This window comes from Pseudoalteromonas rhizosphaerae (genome assembly GCF_902498845.1).
Classification (GTDB): domain Bacteria; phylum Pseudomonadota; class Gammaproteobacteria; order Enterobacterales; family Alteromonadaceae; genus Pseudoalteromonas; species Pseudoalteromonas rhizosphaerae.
Window position 1 is genome coordinate 228,468 of record NZ_CABVLM010000002.1, and the last position, 17,135, is coordinate 245,602.

17 protein-coding genes are annotated in these 17,135 nt (G+C 41.6%); 16 read left to right on the top strand and 1 reads right to left on the bottom strand.

The genetic code is table 11. The features are described 5' to 3' along the window. Position 1: 1 nt before the first annotated feature. The 6 genes from yajC (at position 2) to PSR9079_RS04115 (ending at position 7,424) form a co-directional block, all read left to right on the top strand. Positions 2–340, top strand: a complete 339-nt coding sequence (gene yajC / locus PSR9079_RS04090) for a preprotein translocase subunit YajC (protein WP_016709184.1) — start codon at positions 2–4, stop codon at positions 338–340. 19 nt (positions 341–359) lie between these two features. Further along, positions 360–2,219: a protein translocase subunit SecD gene (gene secD / locus PSR9079_RS04095; RefSeq protein ID WP_149980533.1), complete on the top strand. Its 1,860-nt coding sequence runs from the start codon at positions 360–362 to the stop codon at positions 2,217–2,219. A 9-nt stretch (positions 2,220–2,228) separates the two neighbouring features. Beyond that, positions 2,229–3,176 carry a protein translocase subunit SecF gene (gene secF, locus PSR9079_RS04100; protein ID WP_149980534.1) on the top strand — a complete coding sequence of 316 codons (948 nt, stop codon included), beginning with the start codon at positions 2,229–2,231 and terminating at the stop codon, positions 3,174–3,176. Between the two features lie 939 nt (positions 3,177–4,115). Beyond that, positions 4,116–4,643, top strand: a complete 528-nt coding sequence (locus tag PSR9079_RS04105; protein WP_149980535.1) for a hypothetical protein — start codon at positions 4,116–4,118, stop codon at positions 4,641–4,643. 84 nt (positions 4,644–4,727) lie between these two features. Continuing rightward, positions 4,728–6,515 (top strand): GGDEF domain-containing protein, encoded by a 1,788-nt coding sequence (locus PSR9079_RS04110; RefSeq protein ID WP_149980536.1) that lies wholly within the window; start codon positions 4,728–4,730, stop codon positions 6,513–6,515. An 81-nt stretch (positions 6,516–6,596) separates the two neighbouring features. After that, the gene (locus tag PSR9079_RS04115; protein WP_149980537.1) at positions 6,597–7,424 is read left to right on the top strand and encodes a substrate-binding periplasmic protein; all 828 of its coding nucleotides are present in this window, start codon (positions 6,597–6,599) and stop codon (positions 7,422–7,424) included. Between the two features lie 48 nt (positions 7,425–7,472). Here the strand turns inward: PSR9079_RS04115 and suhB are convergent, their stop codons facing one another. Continuing rightward, positions 7,473–8,276, bottom strand: coding sequence for an inositol-1-monophosphatase (gene suhB, locus PSR9079_RS04120; RefSeq protein ID WP_145236520.1), 804 nt, complete (start codon positions 8,274–8,276; stop codon positions 7,473–7,475). A gap of 297 nt (positions 8,277–8,573) precedes the next feature. On the opposite strand from suhB, the gene trmJ reads away from it, so the two are divergent. The 10 genes from trmJ to PSR9079_RS04170 all read left to right on the top strand — a co-directional run bounded on the left by trmJ (position 8,574) and on the right by PSR9079_RS04170 (position 17,120). Further along, complete coding sequence (gene trmJ / locus PSR9079_RS04125) at positions 8,574–9,296, top strand: tRNA (cytosine(32)/uridine(32)-2'-O)-methyltransferase TrmJ (RefSeq protein ID WP_145236524.1); 723 nt, start codon at positions 8,574–8,576, stop codon at positions 9,294–9,296. A gap of 299 nt (positions 9,297–9,595) precedes the next feature. Then, the gene (iscR, locus tag PSR9079_RS04130) at positions 9,596–10,087 is read left to right on the top strand and encodes a Fe-S cluster assembly transcriptional regulator IscR (RefSeq protein WP_145236527.1); all 492 of its coding nucleotides are present in this window, start codon (positions 9,596–9,598) and stop codon (positions 10,085–10,087) included. Positions 10,088–10,110: 23 nt separating this feature from the next. Beyond that, positions 10,111–11,328, top strand: coding sequence for an IscS subfamily cysteine desulfurase (locus PSR9079_RS04135; protein ID WP_149980538.1), 1,218 nt, complete (start codon positions 10,111–10,113; stop codon positions 11,326–11,328). Between the two features lie 40 nt (positions 11,329–11,368). Further along, complete coding sequence (gene iscU, locus PSR9079_RS04140; RefSeq protein WP_145236533.1) at positions 11,369–11,752, top strand: Fe-S cluster assembly scaffold IscU; 384 nt, start codon at positions 11,369–11,371, stop codon at positions 11,750–11,752. 10 nt (positions 11,753–11,762) lie between these two features. Then, positions 11,763–12,086, top strand: a complete 324-nt coding sequence (gene iscA / locus PSR9079_RS04145) for an iron-sulfur cluster assembly protein IscA (RefSeq protein ID WP_145236536.1) — start codon at positions 11,763–11,765, stop codon at positions 12,084–12,086. Positions 12,087–12,178: 92 nt separating this feature from the next. After that, positions 12,179–12,706, top strand: a complete 528-nt coding sequence (gene hscB, locus PSR9079_RS04150; RefSeq protein ID WP_149980539.1) for a co-chaperone HscB — start codon at positions 12,179–12,181, stop codon at positions 12,704–12,706. Positions 12,707–12,757: 51 nt separating this feature from the next. After that, positions 12,758–14,620, top strand: a complete 1,863-nt coding sequence (hscA, locus tag PSR9079_RS04155) for a Fe-S protein assembly chaperone HscA (RefSeq protein ID WP_145236544.1) — start codon at positions 12,758–12,760, stop codon at positions 14,618–14,620. Positions 14,621–14,631: 11 nt separating this feature from the next. Beyond that, entirely contained in the window at positions 14,632–14,970 is a 339-nt protein-coding gene (gene fdx / locus PSR9079_RS04160) for an ISC system 2Fe-2S type ferredoxin (protein WP_145236547.1), read from the top strand. Between the two features lie 442 nt (positions 14,971–15,412). After that, on the top strand, positions 15,413–16,840 hold the full coding sequence (locus tag PSR9079_RS04165) for an NAD-dependent succinate-semialdehyde dehydrogenase (protein ID WP_149980540.1): 1,428 nt from the start codon (positions 15,413–15,415) through the stop codon (positions 16,838–16,840). Between the two features lie 82 nt (positions 16,841–16,922). After that, complete coding sequence (locus PSR9079_RS04170) at positions 16,923–17,120, top strand: hypothetical protein (protein WP_149980541.1); 198 nt, start codon at positions 16,923–16,925, stop codon at positions 17,118–17,120. The last annotated feature ends 15 nt before the right edge of the window (positions 17,121–17,135 follow it).

Genomic DNA, 17,135 nt, shown 5'->3' on the forward strand with positions numbered 1-17,135 from the left:
TATGAGTTTATTTATTTCAAACGCCCACGCAAGTGCGGCAGGTGCAGCGCCAGCCGGTGGTGGTTATGAGATGTTGATCATGCTAGCTATCTTTGGCTTAGTATTTTACTTCTTGATTTACCGTCCACAAGCTAAGCGTGTAAAAGAGCATAAAGCGCTGATGAATGCGATGGCAAAAGGCGACGAAGTTCTTACTCAAGGTGGTTTAGTGGGTAAAATCGCTAAAATCTCTGAAGATAAAGATTTCATCGTTATTTCACTTAACGATCAAGCTGAAGTAACTGTACAAAAATCAGCAGTGTCAGCAGTATTGCCTAAAGGCACAATGAAGTCGCTATAATAATAATAAGGACGCCCACGTGTTAAACAAGTTTCCATTATGGAAGTATTTACTTGTTCTAGCTGTGATTGCGGTAGGTCTTTTATATGCCTCTCCTAATTTGTATGGTCGTGATCCGGCCATACAAATTTCAGGTACTAAAGGAACTGATGCAGATCTAGCTGTAGTAGACAAAGTAAATGCGACCCTCAAAGAGCACAACGTTACCGTAAAATCAGTTAAGTTAGAGAACGGCCAAGTATTGGTCCGCTTTAAAAATGTTGAAGAGCAGCTTAAAGCGCAAGATTTATTGCGTGATTCATTGAGTGACGATTACATCTCAGCCATTAACATGGCCCCGGCGCAACCTCATTGGTTAAAAGCCCTTGGCGGCAACCCAATGAAATTGGGCTTGGATTTAAGTGGCGGTGTTCACTTTACGATGGAAATTGATATGGTGACAGCGGTTGATAACGCGCTGGAACAAATGGATCAAGACTATAAAAGTGATTTACGTGAAGAAAAACTACGCTATCGCACGGTACGTCGTGTAGCCGGTACTGAACGTATTCGTGTGGAAATGCGCAGCGCAGAAGATAAAGATGCGGCAGAGCGTTTTTTACAGTCACGCTACCCATTACATAACTACATTGATGATAGCTCTAACGATAACGCGTTTTATGCCACCATCAGCGAGCAAAAACTCAAAGAAATTCGTGACTATGCTATCAAGCAAAACGAAACCATTATCCGTAACCGTATTAACCAAATCGGTGTTGCTGAGCCTAACGTACAACGTCAAGGTGCAGAGCGTATTATTGTGCAGCTACCAGGTGTGCAAGATACTGCGCGTGCGAAAGAGATTTTGGGTGCTACAGCAACGCTTGAGTTTCGTGAAGTAGACGAGAATGCCGATCCAACGGCAGCAGCGCAAGGGCGTATTCCGCCTGGTACTGAAATGATCATGAGCCGTGACGGCTACCCAGTGGTACTTAAAAAACGCATTATTCTCGAAGGTAGTCACATTACTGGTGCGCAATCGGGTGCCGATGAATACCAACGTCCGCAAGTAAGTATTAGCCTTGATAGCAAAGGCGGCGCGAAAATGAATGCTTTCACTAAGCGTGCTATTGGCAAGCGTATGGCGACGGTATTTATAGAGTATAAGCCCTCTGGTAAAACAGACGAAAACGGTAAAGCGCTACCACCAATTAAGGTGGAAGAAGTGATCAACGTTGCAACTATACAAGCGCGTCTTGATCGTTCGTTCCGCATCACCGGCATTGATAACCCTGCAGAAGCACATAACTTAAGCTTATTACTACGTGCGGGAGCACTTGTTGCGCCAATTCAAATTGTTGAAGAGCGCACGGTAGGTCCAAGCTTAGGTCAAGAAAATATCGAAGCAGGTATGACGGCGGTTGCTTTAGGCTTCCTGTTTGTACTGATCTTTATGTTAGTTTATTACAAAGGTTTTGGCTTAGTCGCTAATATTGCCTTAGCAGCTAACTTAGTATTGATTGTGGGTGTTATGTCGTTGATCCCAGGCGCTGCACTAACACTGCCAGGTATTGCTGGTATCGTACTAACGGTAGGTATGGCAGTTGATGCCAACGTACTAATATTTGAGCGTATTCGCGAAGAGCTGGCCGATGGACGTAGTCCGCAACAGGCTGTTCATCATGGCTATGATAGTGCTTTTAGTACGATTTTTGATGCCAATATTACCACCTTAATTGCTGCGATTATCTTGTTCGCAGTGGGTACAGGCCCAATTGCTGGTTTCGCAGTGACACTTGCGATAGGTATTATCACCTCAATGTTTACAGCCATTGTTGGTACCCGTGCGGTAATCAACTTATGTATTGGTGGTAAGCGCATTGATAAGCTGTCAATTTAAGGAGCAGATATGCAAATTTTAAAATTAGGCGGCAGAACTTTAGGGTTTATGTCGCTGCGCAAAGTTGCTATGAGCATCTCAACGCTACTTATTTTGGCATCGTTCGCATCGTTCTTCGTTAAAGGTTTAAACTTTGGCTTAGATTTTACGGGCGGTACAGCGGTAGAAGTCGGTTTTGCACAACCAGCAGACTTAAAGAAAGTACGTTCAGTGTTAGCTGAAAATGGTTTTGCAGATGCATCAGTACAATTATTTGGTTCAAGCCAAGAGATTTTGGTTCGCTTAGCACCACGTGGTGATGATGTTAAAGCCGAAGTAATTGGTAACCAAGTAATTGATGCACTTAAAAAAGCCGATGATAGCGTAGTAATGCGTCGAATTGAGTTTGTTGGCCCAAGCGTAGGTGAAGACTTAAAAGAGCAGGGTGGCCTTGCCATGTTAACTGCGCTTATTTGTATCTTGATCTATGTGGCATTTCGCTTTGAGTGGCGTTTTGCGGTAGGTGCAGTGTCGGCACTTTTACACGATGTAATTATTACTTTAGGTTTGTTTTCAGTATTAGGGTTAGAGTTCGACTTAACCATATTGGCGGCAATACTGGCGGTAATAGGTTACTCTCTTAATGATACTATCGTTGTGTCTGACCGTATTCGTGAGAACTTCCGCAAAGTGCGTATCGACGATACTGTTGAGATAATTGATATTTCATTAACGCAAACACTTAACCGTACTCTAGTAACTTCAATTACCACTATTTTAGTGTTAATTGCCTTGTTTGCTTGGGGTGGTCAAACTATTCATGGTTTTGCTACAGCGCTGTTATTTGGTGTGTTTATTGGTACTTATTCTTCGATTTATGTTGCTAGTGCCGTTGCGATTGCGATGGGCGTAAGTAAAGAAGACTTAATACCAGAAGTTATCGAAAAAGAAGGCGCAGATTTAGACGCTATGCCATAGGTATAAATCTAAGTTTACGTTTAAAAAACCGCTCATTGAGCGGTTTTTTGCTTTTAAGTGTTTGTGTCGCCTACGAGAGTATAGAGTTACTTTGGTGCTTAATAACTTGTAGGCGAGTGGCTTGCCACCCCCGCGCTGTTAAAAATATTCTAATGTCTTCTCTTTGTGCAAAATATTTTTAGTTATTCATTCGCAAAGAGGTTAAGAGACGCGCGTCAGCAAGCTTAACGCCTACGGGAGTTTAAAGTTACTTTGGTGCTTAATAACTTGTAGGCGAGTGGCTTGCCACCGCGCTATTAAAAATATTCTAATGTCTTCTCTTTGTGCAAAATATTTTTAGTTATTCATTCGTAAAGAGGTTAAGAGACGCGCGTCAGCAAGCTTAACGCCTACGGGAGTTTAAAGTTACTTTGGTGCTTATTAACTTGTAGGCGAGTGGCTTGCCACCGCGAAAGGTTTTTCACAACTCTCTGTCTAACTGGTGAATTTAAAATTGCGCGAGGTACCGTGGTCAAGTAATTCCGCCTGCGGGTTGGCATTGGTGTTTGGATTTGCGTAGTCGGGGCTTTGTGCCGCGTGACTCAAATGTCTTCTCTTTGTGAAAAATATTTTAAGTTTTTCATTCACAAAGAGGTAAAGGAAGGTAATAGGGTTCGGCTTAACCTTACTTTCTCTGTGTTGCGCGAAGCGCCTCGGTGTCCTCTGTGGTGCAAATTGTTTAAATGATTAATTCACCACAGAGGGCACAGAGCTCACAGAGGAAGAGATTAAAGGGATAAAGTTAAAGGTGCTAGGGTTTTGGGAAGCCTGCGGGTTGGCATTGGTGTAAGGCTATACGTAAGCGGGGTTTTATCATGGCGAATTTTAATTATTGCTATTTATGAAATTAAATATTTCCTATAATAGTAATTATTGATTAAGTATTGATGTAACCAACTAATGTTAAAGCAACTTGTAGTCGCTAGTAGTCTAATTATTGTTAGCGGATGTGATGACAACGTTAAACCTAAGCAATCAAAGGCTGCTGTACAACCTTATCAATTAACAACACTTGAGCATTATCAGCATCAAGCTAACAACTTACTTCGCAGTATTAGAGTGCAAAAAGATGCGGCTAATTTAGAAACTCAATCTGCTGATTTAGTCGCGCTATCGCAGACTATCCTCAGTGACTTGATAGTTAATTATCCACAATGTGCTGAATATTTAAATGCGCTTATTACTGTTGCTGATTTACTCCCTTCATTGCCCCTAGAAGAAATTGAAAGTGGTTATCATAGCGATGGTAAGCTACCTAAGTTTGACGAGCCCATATGTTATCACGGTAAGGATTTATTGGTTCATCCTGCGACTGTACAAGCGATTGCTCGTTTAGGATTTGTTGATCAACAAGCTTATGAATATGCGGAACTTGAGATTATTGAGGTAATTGCTCATTTTGATCAGGTTGAACAAGCATTAAAGTAAATAGCTTAAACTCAATTGCCATAAAATTGTCATACCAGCTTGCTACTTTAACTGCCTCTTAATGAAGTAATGGGTTATTGATAAGTGAGTGCTCAGCTAAGTATATTAGACAATATATTGCGAAATAGTGAAATAACGACACTGTTTCAACCCATCTTTGATATCGCTGGGCAGCAAATATTAGGTTACGAAGCATTAAGTCGCGGTCCTAAAAATTGTGCACTAGAGATGCCAAATACGCTTTTTAGTGCTGCAATTGTGCACGATAAAATCTCAGAGCTTGAATTGTTATGCCGTTCAAAAGCGATCGAAAATTTTGTAAGGTTAAAACTACAAGGCAAATTATTCTTAAATGTAAGCCCTAAAACCTTACTTGATCCCTGCCATCCGAAAGGCGAAACATTACACCTAATTAAGCAGTTTGGTTTGGCCGCTAATAGAGTGGTGATTGAAGTTACCGAACAAGAAAAGGTCGATGATGGCTTTTTATTGCTGAAAACAATTGCTCATTATCGCCAGCTCGGTTTTTCGATTGCCATCGATGATTTAGGTGCAGGCTACTCAGGATTAAAGCAATGGTCAGAATTATGTCCTGACTATGTGAAGATTGATCGTTATTTTATTGACCATTGTGATGAAAGCGTGGTTAAAAAAGAATTTTTAAAATCAATTATAGAGTTAGCGAAAGTTACCAAAACAGCGGTGATAGCAGAGGGCATAGAGCGGGTTGAAGAACTCAGTTTACTTGAAGGGCTAGGCATTGTGAATGCGCAAGGCTTTTTGCTGGAACGACCAAGTTTAAAGCCTAGTTTAGCGTTTGACTCAGCTCAATTACAGCAATTAAGTTTTACTCCACTTAACAATCAGTTTGAGCAATCAATGGCGATAGGTTGGCTAGCAATCGAACAAGCCCCCATCGACAGTCATACCCGTTGTAAAGATGCGCATAATATTTTTGAAAAAGATAAATCGATTATCAGTCTTGCGGTTGTAGACGAAAACTTACAGCCGATAGGCTTATTACACAAAGATCAACTGACAGAAGTATTTGCGGCTCCTTATGGCCATGCTTTATATGACAAACAACCGGTTACGGCACTAATGCATAAGCAACCCTTGGTAGTTGATGAAAATCAGCTACTTGATACTGTTAGTCAGCAAATTACCGAAAATGATTTTGATATTCGCCGTCATATTGTGATCACTCGCACTGAGCAGTACTTAGGGCTCGCGCCACTGCGGGATATTTTAAAACATATTACGGAAGAGAAAATTCGTCATGCTCAGCATGCTAATCCACTAACTATGCTGCCGGGGAATGTTGCAATTAACGAAGCAATTGAGCATAGATTAAGAGCTAAACACAGCTTTGCATTAGCCTATATTGATTTAAACCACTTTAAGCAGTTCAACGATTTATATGGTTACGCCAGTGGTGATAGCGTTATCAAATTATTGGCCGATGTAACCACCCAAGCTTGTAGTAATGTGCCCAGTTTTGTTGGTCATATTGGTGGCGATGATTTTATGGTGGTCTTTGATGGTGATGATGCGGCTACAGTATGTAACAACATAATAACTGAGTTTGAGCTGAAATCTCGTGCATTCTTTACTCCAGAGCATATTGCCAGTGGTGGTTATTGGGCAACTAATCGTGAAGGTGAAAAGCAATTTGTACCTTTACTTACTTTATCGATTGGCGTTGTTGAACCCGATCTAGAGCAGTGTACTAATAGCCATCAAATTGCTGCATTGGCAACAGATGCTAAAAAAGAAGCAAAACGCTATCGCCACAGCTATCTATTTTTATGTAAACGACGTGGTCCTGCTTTGGCGGTTGTGCGTTTAAGTCCTGAGAAACAAGTCATATAAAATAACGTTAAGTAGGGCTGTTTTTCTTGAGTATTTATTGCTCAGCGTGTAGCTTTACTAAAACACTAGAAAATAATAATTATGACTAGGTATTTCTTTTCACTCATCTCGCTCTCGGTACTTATTGTTAGTACCGTATGCAGTGCTAAAACTGCAGCAAAAGAAACGGTCACAATCGCTCAAGAACCTCGAACATTATATAAACGAGATGCATACTTAAAAGAGTTACTGCAACGTGCGCTTGATGCTGCTAATTATTCAGCCCAGTTAGAATCTGTCGTGGTACATCCTCACCAACAGCGGGCGCTCATAGCCCTTGGCGATAATAGCGTTGACCTATATTGGAGTATGACCAGCCCAGAACGAGAAACCTTAGCAATACCGATAAAAGTGCCGTTATTTAAAGATTATATTGGTAAGCGAGCCTTAGTAACTAGGCAGTCGTTTCTTAATCGCTTTGTTGATATCAAGAGTAAAGAGCAACTAAAAGGGTTTACTGCAATTCAAGGGCATGACTGGCCCGATACCAAAATATTGGCATATAATGATTTATCGGTGCGACCGTTTGCAAATTATCAAGCGATGTTTAATATCGTTTTGACCGGACGAGTTGATTACTTTCCTCGCTCCTTCATAGAAGTAAGCTCAGAGTTAAAAGAAGTTAATAAGCAAGCGCTGGTTATTGTGCCAAATTTATATATTAGCTACCCGAGTGCTTTTTATTACTTTGTGGCCAAACACAAGCCAGAACTTGCAAAAACGCTCAGCGATGGCTTAGCTATTATGCAAAAGAACGGTAGTTTTGATGAGCTATTTAACCAGTATTTTGGCGATGATTTAAAGGCCTTGCCATTTGATCCGCAAAACACTGTTGAGATCAAATTAGAGAACCCTTATTTTAATCATTAAAAAAGGAGCCTAGGCTCCTTTTAGTATCGATCTGAGTATAACTCGCTATTAGCGAAGTAACGCTTCAGTTAATACTGGGCGAATTTCACGGATCATCGCTTGTGTTAATTTCGGTGCGCCACAGATAATATTACCGCTGTGAGCGTAATTATTACCACCGGCAAAATCTACAACCATACCGCCAGCTTCTTTAACCATTAGTTCACCTGCAGCTGAGTTCCATGGTTTCAAACCAATTTCAAAGAAACCATCAACACGGCCAGCTGCCACGTATGCCATGTCTAGTGCAGAACAACCGGCACGGCGAATATCAGCAGTGTGAACAAACAATGCTTTGAATGCTTCAGTATACGCATCCATATGGTGTTTGTTTTTGAATGGGAAACCAGTGGCAAGAACAGTACCAGAAAGAACGGTAGTTTTACTTACACGAAGACGTTTGCTATTTAGCTGTGCGCCTTGACCACGAGAAGCGGTGAAAAGCTCGCCACGAATTGGATCGTAGATAACAGCTTGGTCTAGACGACCTTTAACTTTAAGTGCGATAGAAACCGCGTAATGAGGGATGCCTTTGATGAAGTTTGTAGTGCCATCAATAGGATCAACAATCCATTGGTAATCTGCATCTTTACCTACGTGCTCACCTAACTCTTCACCAACAATAGAGTGAGTAGGGTAAGATTGTAAAATAGTGTCGCGAATTACGGCTTCGGCTTCTTTATCAATATTCGTTACTAAATCATTAGTGCCTTTTTGTTGCACTTCAACTTTTGATAAATCTTCGCCAGCGCGAAGTAAAATTTTGCCTGCGTTACGCGCAGCGCGAACCGCAATGTTTAACATTGGATGCATGGTATTACCTTTGGGTTGTAAAAGAACGTGTATATATTTCTATATATTTCAGCCGGCGTATTCTAGCGATTTTTGACACAAAGTAAACAATAAACCCCAAAAATTTTTGAGTGTTTTTTGTACTGTGTTGAGTTGCAAGGTAAAAATTACAAGACAAAAGCCAGCATTGATCGTTGATACATAAAATTCCCCATATTTATTACCTAGAACCTAGAACCTAGAACCTAGAATCTTTGCTGCTTACAGCTTTTCTCTATGTTATAATTCGCGCAATTTTTTGGTATGAGTTAAACAGTAATGATCTTAGATGACATCCGCATTGTTTTAGTAAACACCTCGCATTCAGGTAACATCGGCTCAGCGGCGCGCGCGATGAAAACCATGGGCTTATCAAAACTGTATTTAGTTGATCCAGCGTGTGAAGTTGATAGCCACGCCAGCGCATTAGCGGCTGGTGCAACTGATGTGCTAGGTAATGCGGTGATAGTTGACACAGTTGCTGAAGCGATTGCAGGTTGTGCTCTAACTATTGGTACTAGCGCCCGTTCACGTACTTTATCGTGGCCTATGGTGGAACCACGTGAATGTGGTGAGAAGCTAGTTGCCGAAGCTGTTACTGGTCCTGTAGCATTAGTTTTTGGCCGCGAAAACAGTGGCTTAAGTAATGAAGAACTGCAACTGTGCAACTACCATGTGTGTATTCCGGCTAATCCTGAATACAGCTCGCTTAATTTAGCAATGGCTGTGCAGACCTTATGTTACGAAACGCGTATGGCATTTTTAAATCAACAACCAAAAGCCACGCCAGTAGATGATGCTGTGTATCCAAGCTCAAAACAAACCGAGTTATTTTACGAACACTTAGAACAAACCTTACTGGAAACAGGCTTTATTATTAAGCAGCATCCGGGCATGGTAATGACTAAGCTACGTCGTTTATTTAACCGTGCACGCCCAGAAGATGCAGAGCTAAATATCTTGCGCGGTATTTTAACCTCAATAAATAAGTCTACTAAATAAGCGAAAGTTATAAGACTATTTGCCGCTAATACTTGACTAAATTACTCAGGTAATTACAATGAACACAGTACTTGACTAAAACAGTCGGGTATTGAAGTTAATTGAGGGGCTAGGAAGATATAGGCACTAGGAATAGCTTGACTAGAATCGAGCTATATAAACTTTGTAGAACCTAGAACCTAGAACCTAGAACCTAGAACCTAGAACCTAGAACCTAGAACCTAGAACCTAGACTTTATTTAATACTTGACTATTTTACTCTGGTAATTAAAATTTGCACTCTTTAGTGCGGGGGCTCCATGAAGTTAACATCAAAAGGCAGGTATGCCGTCACAGCGATGCTGGATGTTGCGCTACATACAAATGTAGGGCCAGTTCCCCTTGCTGATATTTCAGAACGACAAGAAATTTCTTTGTCGTATCTAGAGCAGTTATTTGCCCGGTTACGTAAAAGTGGTTTAGTCAGCTCTGTGCGTGGACCTGGTGGTGGTTATTTACTCGGTCGAGAAACGCATGCAATTTCGGTTGGTGATGTGATCAACGCCGTTGATGAATCAATAGATGCAACCCGATGCCATGGTGCAACGGGCGGCTGTCAAAGCGGAATGCGGTGTTTAACTCACACCCTATGGTCTGATCTAAGTACCAGAATAGAAGACTTTTTAAACGGTATTACCCTTGCTGAATTGGTGGAAAAGTCAGATGTGAAGGAAGTTTCATCTCGCCAAGATAACAGCGTTAATAATGCACTTAAGCAATTGGAAAATATTCAAGTAAGCTGCCAACTATAAGTTGGCGTCCAGCGGAGAAAGAAATGAAGTTACCGATTTATTTAGATTACGCAGCAACCACGCCAGTTGACGAGCGTGTAGCAAAAGAAATGATGCAATGCCTAACAATGGATGGCAATTTTGGTAACCCTGCATCACGTTCACACCGTTTTGGTTGGCAAGCTGAAGAAGCGATTGATCAAGCTCGTACTGATATCGCAGATTTAATTAACGCAGACCCACGTGAAATCGTTTTCACTTCGGGTGCGACAGAATCAAACAACCTTGCAATTAAAGGCGCAGCACAGTTTTATAAAAAGAAAGGTAAGCACGTTATTACCGCTAAAACTGAGCATAAAGCAGTGATCGACACCTGTCGTGAGCTAGAGCGTCAAGGGTTTGAAGTAACCTATATGGACGTTGAAGAAAACGGCCTACTTGATTTACAAAAATTAGCCGACACAATGCGCGATGACACAGTATTAGTGAGCATTATGCATGTAAACAACGAGCTAGGTGTAATTCAAGATATCGCGACTATTGGCGAAATGTGTCGCGAACGTAAAATCATGTTCCACGTTGATGCTGCACAAAGTGCCGGTAAAGTTTTAATCGACGTGCAACAGCTTAAAGTTGATTTTATGTCTTTCTCAGCGCACAAAGTATATGGCCCGAAAGGTATCGGTGCATTGTATGTTCGCCGTAAACCGCGTGCTCGTTTAGAAGCACAAATGCATGGTGGTGGTCATGAGCGTGGAATGCGCTCTGGTACGCTAGCGACTCACCAGTTGGTTGGTATGGGTGCTGCATTTAGAATTGCCAAACAAGATTTCGAAAAAGATCATGCTCACATCAGCGCGCTTCGTAAGCGTTTAATTGATGGCATTATGGCTGATATGGATGAAGTGTACTTTAACGGTACGCCGGACCAATCAGTACCAGGAATAATTAACATCAGCTTTAACTTTGTTGAAGGTGAGTCGTTATTGATGGCTGTTAAAGATATTGCTGTATCATCAGGTTCTGCCTGTACTTCAGCAAGTTTAGAGCCTTCTTATGTATTACGTGCGCTTGGCCGCAACGATGAATTAGCACACAGCTCAATTCGTTTTAGTATTGGTCGTTTTACCACCGAAGAAGAGATTGATTATACCGTCAATTTAATGAAAAACTCTATCGGTCGCTTACGTGAGATGTCTCCTCTTTGGGAAATGCATCAAGAGGGTGTTGATTTAGATTCAGTTGAATGGGCTCATCATTAATTGACGAGCACATCCACTAGCAGGTAATGAGGATAGAATTATGGCGTATAGTGATAAAGTAATCGATCATGTTGAAAACCCACGTAACGTAGGTGTATTAGACAAAAATGATCCATCAGTAGCAACGGGTATGGTTGGCGCACCAGCATGTGGTGACGTAATGAAGCTGCAAATTAAAGTATCAGCTGCAGGCATAATTGAAGATGCTAAATTCAAAACATACGGTTGTGGTAGCGCAATTGCTTCATCGTCACTTGTAACAGAGTGGGTTAAAGGCAAGACATTAGATGAAGCTGCAATGATCAAAAACACTGATATCAGTGCTGAGCTTGAATTGCCTCCAGTGAAAATTCACTGTTCAATTTTAGCTGAAGATGCAATTCAAGCAGCAATTGCAGATTACAAAAGTAAACAAGCGAAGTAAGAGATAAATCATGGCAGTGACATTGACAGAAGCGGCAGTAAACCGCGTAGAATCATTTTTAGCAAATCGCGGAAAAGGCTTAGGCCTGCGCGTAGGCATTAAAACGACGGGCTGTTCAGGTCTTGCATATGTTCTTGAGTTTGTTGACGAGTTATCTGAAGGCGACGAAGTATTTGAATCTAAAGGGGTTAAAGTAATCGTCGACGCTAAAAGCTTAGTTTATATTGATGGCACCGAGCTTGATTACACTAAAGAAGGTTTGAACGAAGGGTTTAAATTTATTAACCCAAATCAAGCTGATGAGTGTGGTTGTGGCGAAAGTTTCACAGTATAAACAATAAAGTGATTGTACTCTTAAGCCCTGCACCTGTAGGGCTTTGTTCTATCTGAATTTTAAGCCAATAGATTGTTGGCATGGTTGGAATTATGCGCTATTTTGAATTGTTTGCGATACCCGTTGATTACAATGTAGATTTGGCAAAAGTAACTAAGAATTACCTCGAACTCCAGCGTGCCGTTCATCCAGATCGCCATGCCAATGCCAGCAGCCGTGATAAGTTATTAGCCGTACAAAATACCGCAGAAATTAATGATGCCTTACAAATTTTAAAGCATCCGGTAAAACGCGCAGAATATATGCTGAGTGAATTGGGTGTTGATATTCGTGCCGAGCAGCAAACACTACAAGATCCACTCTTTTTAATGCAGCAAATGGAATTACGTGAAGAGCTTGAAGAGCTAAGCACAAGCGATGATCCAGACACAGCGATTGCTCAGTTCGAGAAGCAAATAAAACAATTAGACAGCCAATACAGCGCGCAACTTGCTGAGCAATTGGCAAGTAATGACGAGCAGCAATGGCAGTTAGCCGCTGATAGCATTCGAAAATTAAAGTTCGTGTATAAATTACGAGATGAATTAGAGCGTATTGAAGACAGTTTATTCGACGATTAATTATCTAACTTACTGCACCATTGGTAAGTCAAACAAGAGTTAAAGATCATTATGGCATTATTGCAGATTGCTGAGCCGGGGCAGAGCGCGGCACCACATGAACATAAGTTAGCAATTGGTATTGACCTTGGTACTACCAACTCACTTGTTGCGACAGTACAAAGTGGCGAAGCCCGTACATTAACCGATGTTAATGGCGCAGCCATGTTACCGTCTGTTGTACGTTACGCCGCTGATGGTATAACAGTAGGCGAACTTGCCGCTCAAGCTGCAACACAAGATCCTGTAAATACTTTAATTTCAGTTAAACGTTTTTTAGGTAAAACTCAAGCTGAAATAGAGCAAAGCTACGGCCAATTACCGTATGATTTTTGTCAGCATGATGGCGCATTAGCGATTACCACCGCGGCTGGCAACATCAGCCCAATCACCGCATCAAGCGATATTTTAAAAGCATTAAAGCAACGCGCCGAAGAAAGCTTTGCAGGGCAAGATATTTTAGGTGCCGTGATCACAGTACCTGCTTATTTTGATGATGCACAGCGCCAAAGCACCAAAGATGCCGCAGAGCTTGCTGGTATTAATGTACTGCGTTTATTAAATGAGCCAACTGCAGCCGCGGTTGCTTATGGTTTAGATTCAGGCCAAGAAGGTATTATCGCAGTTTATGATTTAGGCGGCGGTACCTTTGATATTTCAATCTTGCGTTTAAACCAAGGTGTATTTGAAGTACTAGCAACCGGTGGTGATTCAAGCCTAGGTGGCGATGATTTTGACTCATTATTAGTGGATCATTTTAAACGTGAAACCGGTGTGATGACGCTATCTCCATCAGTATTACGCTTATTTATTAATAAAGCTAAAGCTTGTAAAGAAGCACTAAGCCAATATGCTAAAGTGAATGTTGGTCTTGAGTTTGATGATGAAAAATACACGGTTGAAGTCACTCGCGAAAAGTTTGAAGAACTAGCCATGGTGCTGGTGAAAAAAACACTCCGTTCGTGTCGCCGTGCAGTTAAAGATGCTGGTATTACAAACGACGAAGTGCTGCAAGTAGTTATGGTCGGCGGTTCAACCCGTATGCCAATCGTACGTAACCAAGTCGCTGAGTTTTTTAATAAAGAGCCGCTTACCTCTATTGATCCGGACCGTGTCGTTGCACTTGGTGCAGCATTACAAGCGGATGTGTTAGTGGGCAACAAGCCTGATTCAGACATGTTGTTACTTGATGTATTACCACTGTCGCTTGGCCTTGAGACTATGGGCGGCTTAGTGGAAAAGATTATTCCGCGTAATACCACTATACCTGTAGCACGAGCACAAGAGTTTACCACTTTTAAAGATGGTCAAACTGCAATGTCTCTGCATGTATTGCAAGGTGAACGAGAGCTAGTTGATGATTGCCGTTCGTTGGCTAAATTTAGCTTAAAAGGTATTCCACCAATGGCAGCCGGTGCGGCGCATATTCGTGTGACCTTTAAAGTCGATGCCGATGGCTTACTTAGCGTATCTGCAATGGAAAAATCAACTGGCGTACAAGCTGAAATCCAGGTTAAACCATCGTTTGGTTTGTCAGATGACCAAGTAGCTAATATGCTTAAAGAGTCGATGACTAATGCCAAAGATGATATGCAAGCGCGTATGCTCAAAGAGCAACAAGTTGAAGCATTGCGTGTTATCGAAGCACTTTATGCATCATTAGCAACAGACAGTGCTTTACTTGCTGAACATGAATTAACTAACTTGAACGCTGAAATAGCGAAGCTAGTTACAGTTCGTGAGACAGCTACCGAGCCAAATCAAATAAAAGCAGCCATTGAGAAAGTTGATAACGCCAGCAGTAAATTTGCTGAGTTAAGAATGGATGCATCGATCAAAAAAGCACTGCAAGGGCAGTCAGTAGACAACGTTTAAAAGAGGTTAGAATGCCACAAATTATTTTTCTTCCCCATCCGGAATTATGTCCTGACGGCGCTGCAATTGATGCACCAAGTGGTGAAACAGTTCTTAATGTTGCACTTAAAAACGGTATCAGTATTCCACATGCTTGTGAAAAGTCATGTGCGTGTACCACTTGTCATTTAGTTATTCGTGAAGGTTTTGACTCACTTGACGAAAGTGACGAGCTTGAAGACGACATGCTAGATAAAGCATGGGGTTTAGAGCCTGAATCACGCCTAGGTTGCCAAGCAATCATCCGTGATGAAGACTTAATAGTTGAAATACCGAAGTACAATCTCAATATCGTTAATGAAGAGCATTGATTTAAAGCGCAGCTATAAGTTGTAAGCCTTAAGCTTTAAAGAAAACACCGCGCTCAATTTGAACGCGGTGTTTTTGTTTATAAAGGTCGAAAATTGCGCGAGGTAAACTTGCGCCTACGGGTTTGGCATCAATGTTTGAATTTGCGTAGGAGCCGGCTTTAGCCGCGAAAGATTTAAGTGATTTATTCACAAAGAGGTTAAGAGAGCGCTGCGCTTTAGAGATAAGTGAAGGGTATGTCTTCTCATTTACGCTCACGCGCCTACGGGTTTGGCATCAATGTTTGAATTTGTGTAGGCGCGGCTTTATGCCGCGCGGTTGTATTGAGATGTTAGATTTTAGGTGGAGCTAGTCTTTGCCTTTAACCTTTAACCTAGTACCTTTCACTTATCAGTGGTGAACATAACATTGGCTATATGCCGTAATAATTGCTTTGGAGGTTTTATGAATAATCTACTATTTAACGACTCTTTCATTAACGGTGGGTTTTACTCCACTGAAAAACATTTTAGTGTTGATGATCCCGCTACACAGCAAAGCATCATCATGGTAAGTGATATCGATGATGATGGGGTTCATAAAGCCATCAACGCCGCTCACGGCGCATTTATTAAACTCAAAGCCACCAATGCCACAACGCGTAGTAATGTATTAATGCGTTGGTTTGAACTGGTTATGCAGCATAAACAAACCCTTGCAGAATTAATGACTAAAGAGCAAGGTAAACCATTAAAAGAAGCCCTTGGTGAAGTTGAATATGGGGCTGGGTTTATTAAGTGGTACGCAGAGCAAGCCAAACGTAGCTATGGTGATGTGATCCCCGCCACTGATGACAATCATCGTTTAACTAGTTTTAAACAGCCTATTGGTGTGGTTGCAGGCATAACTCCTTGGAATTTTCCGATTGCTATGGTTACCCGTAAAGTTGCACCAGCCTATGCCGCTGGGTGTAGCTTTGTACTAAAACCTTCGGAACATACACCTTTATGTGCTTTAGCATTGGCTTATTTGGCTGACCAAGCCGGTTTTGAAAAAGGCGCTTTTAATGTATTGCTCTCTGAAAACGCTAAAATGGTGGGTGAGTTACTAACTGAATCTGAACTTGTTCGTAAGTTCACTTTTACCGGTTCAACGGGTGTAGGTAAGCAGTTACTTGCACAATGTGCCTCTACTATTAAGCGTACTTCAATGGAGCTTGGTGGTAACGCGCCGTTTATTATTTTTGATAATGCCGATTTGGATGAAGCGGTAACGGGCCTTATGGGGGCAAAATTTAGAAATGGTGGGCAAACTTGTGTCGCCGCTAACCGTATTTTTGTGCAGCGTAGCGTGCTTGATCAAGTTGTCGATAAATTAGCTAAAAAAGTTACAGCACTGAAAGTCGGTAATGGGCTTGATGACGCAACAGATATAGGGCCGTTGATTTATCCTAAAGCTAAGCAAAAAGTACAAGAGTTGGTTGCAGATGCCAAAGCAAAAGGCGCAGTACAAATAGGTGATAATGTTGAGCTTGGTGGTAACTATCAAGCACCGCTTATTTTAAATGGGGTAACTGCGGAGATGGACATTTACCATCAAGAAGTTTTTGGCCCGGTGGTGAGTATCATTGTATTTGATGAAGAGCCTGAAGTTTTAGCACTGGCCAACGATGTGCCTTATGGTTTAGCTGCTTATTTTTATAGCCAAGATTTGAAACAAATATACCGAGTGAGCGAAGCATTAGAGTACGGCATGGTAGGTATTAATGAAGGGTTAATATCAAACCCCGTCGCACCGTTCGGTGGGGTTAAGCAGTCAGGTCTTGGTCGCGAAGGTGGCCACCAAGGGCTCGACGAGTACCTCGAAGAAAAATATGTGTGTATGAAAATTTAGCTTTAGAGCGGTAAGCTATAAGTTTTAAGCTGTCCGAGTGCTTTTTAAGTGTTGACATAATAATTAGCAACGCTCAAATTTTTTGGCTTACCGCTTACCGCTTACCGCTTACCGCTTACCGCTTACCGCTTACCGCTTACCGCTTACCGCTTACCGCTTACCGCTTACCGCTTACCGCTTACCGCTTACCGCTTACCGCTTACCGCTTACCGCTTATTCCCTATTCTTTCAATTAATGATAGCGCTGTCATTTTATCTTTTATATGATGGTGGTGAATAAATAATAATAAATAAC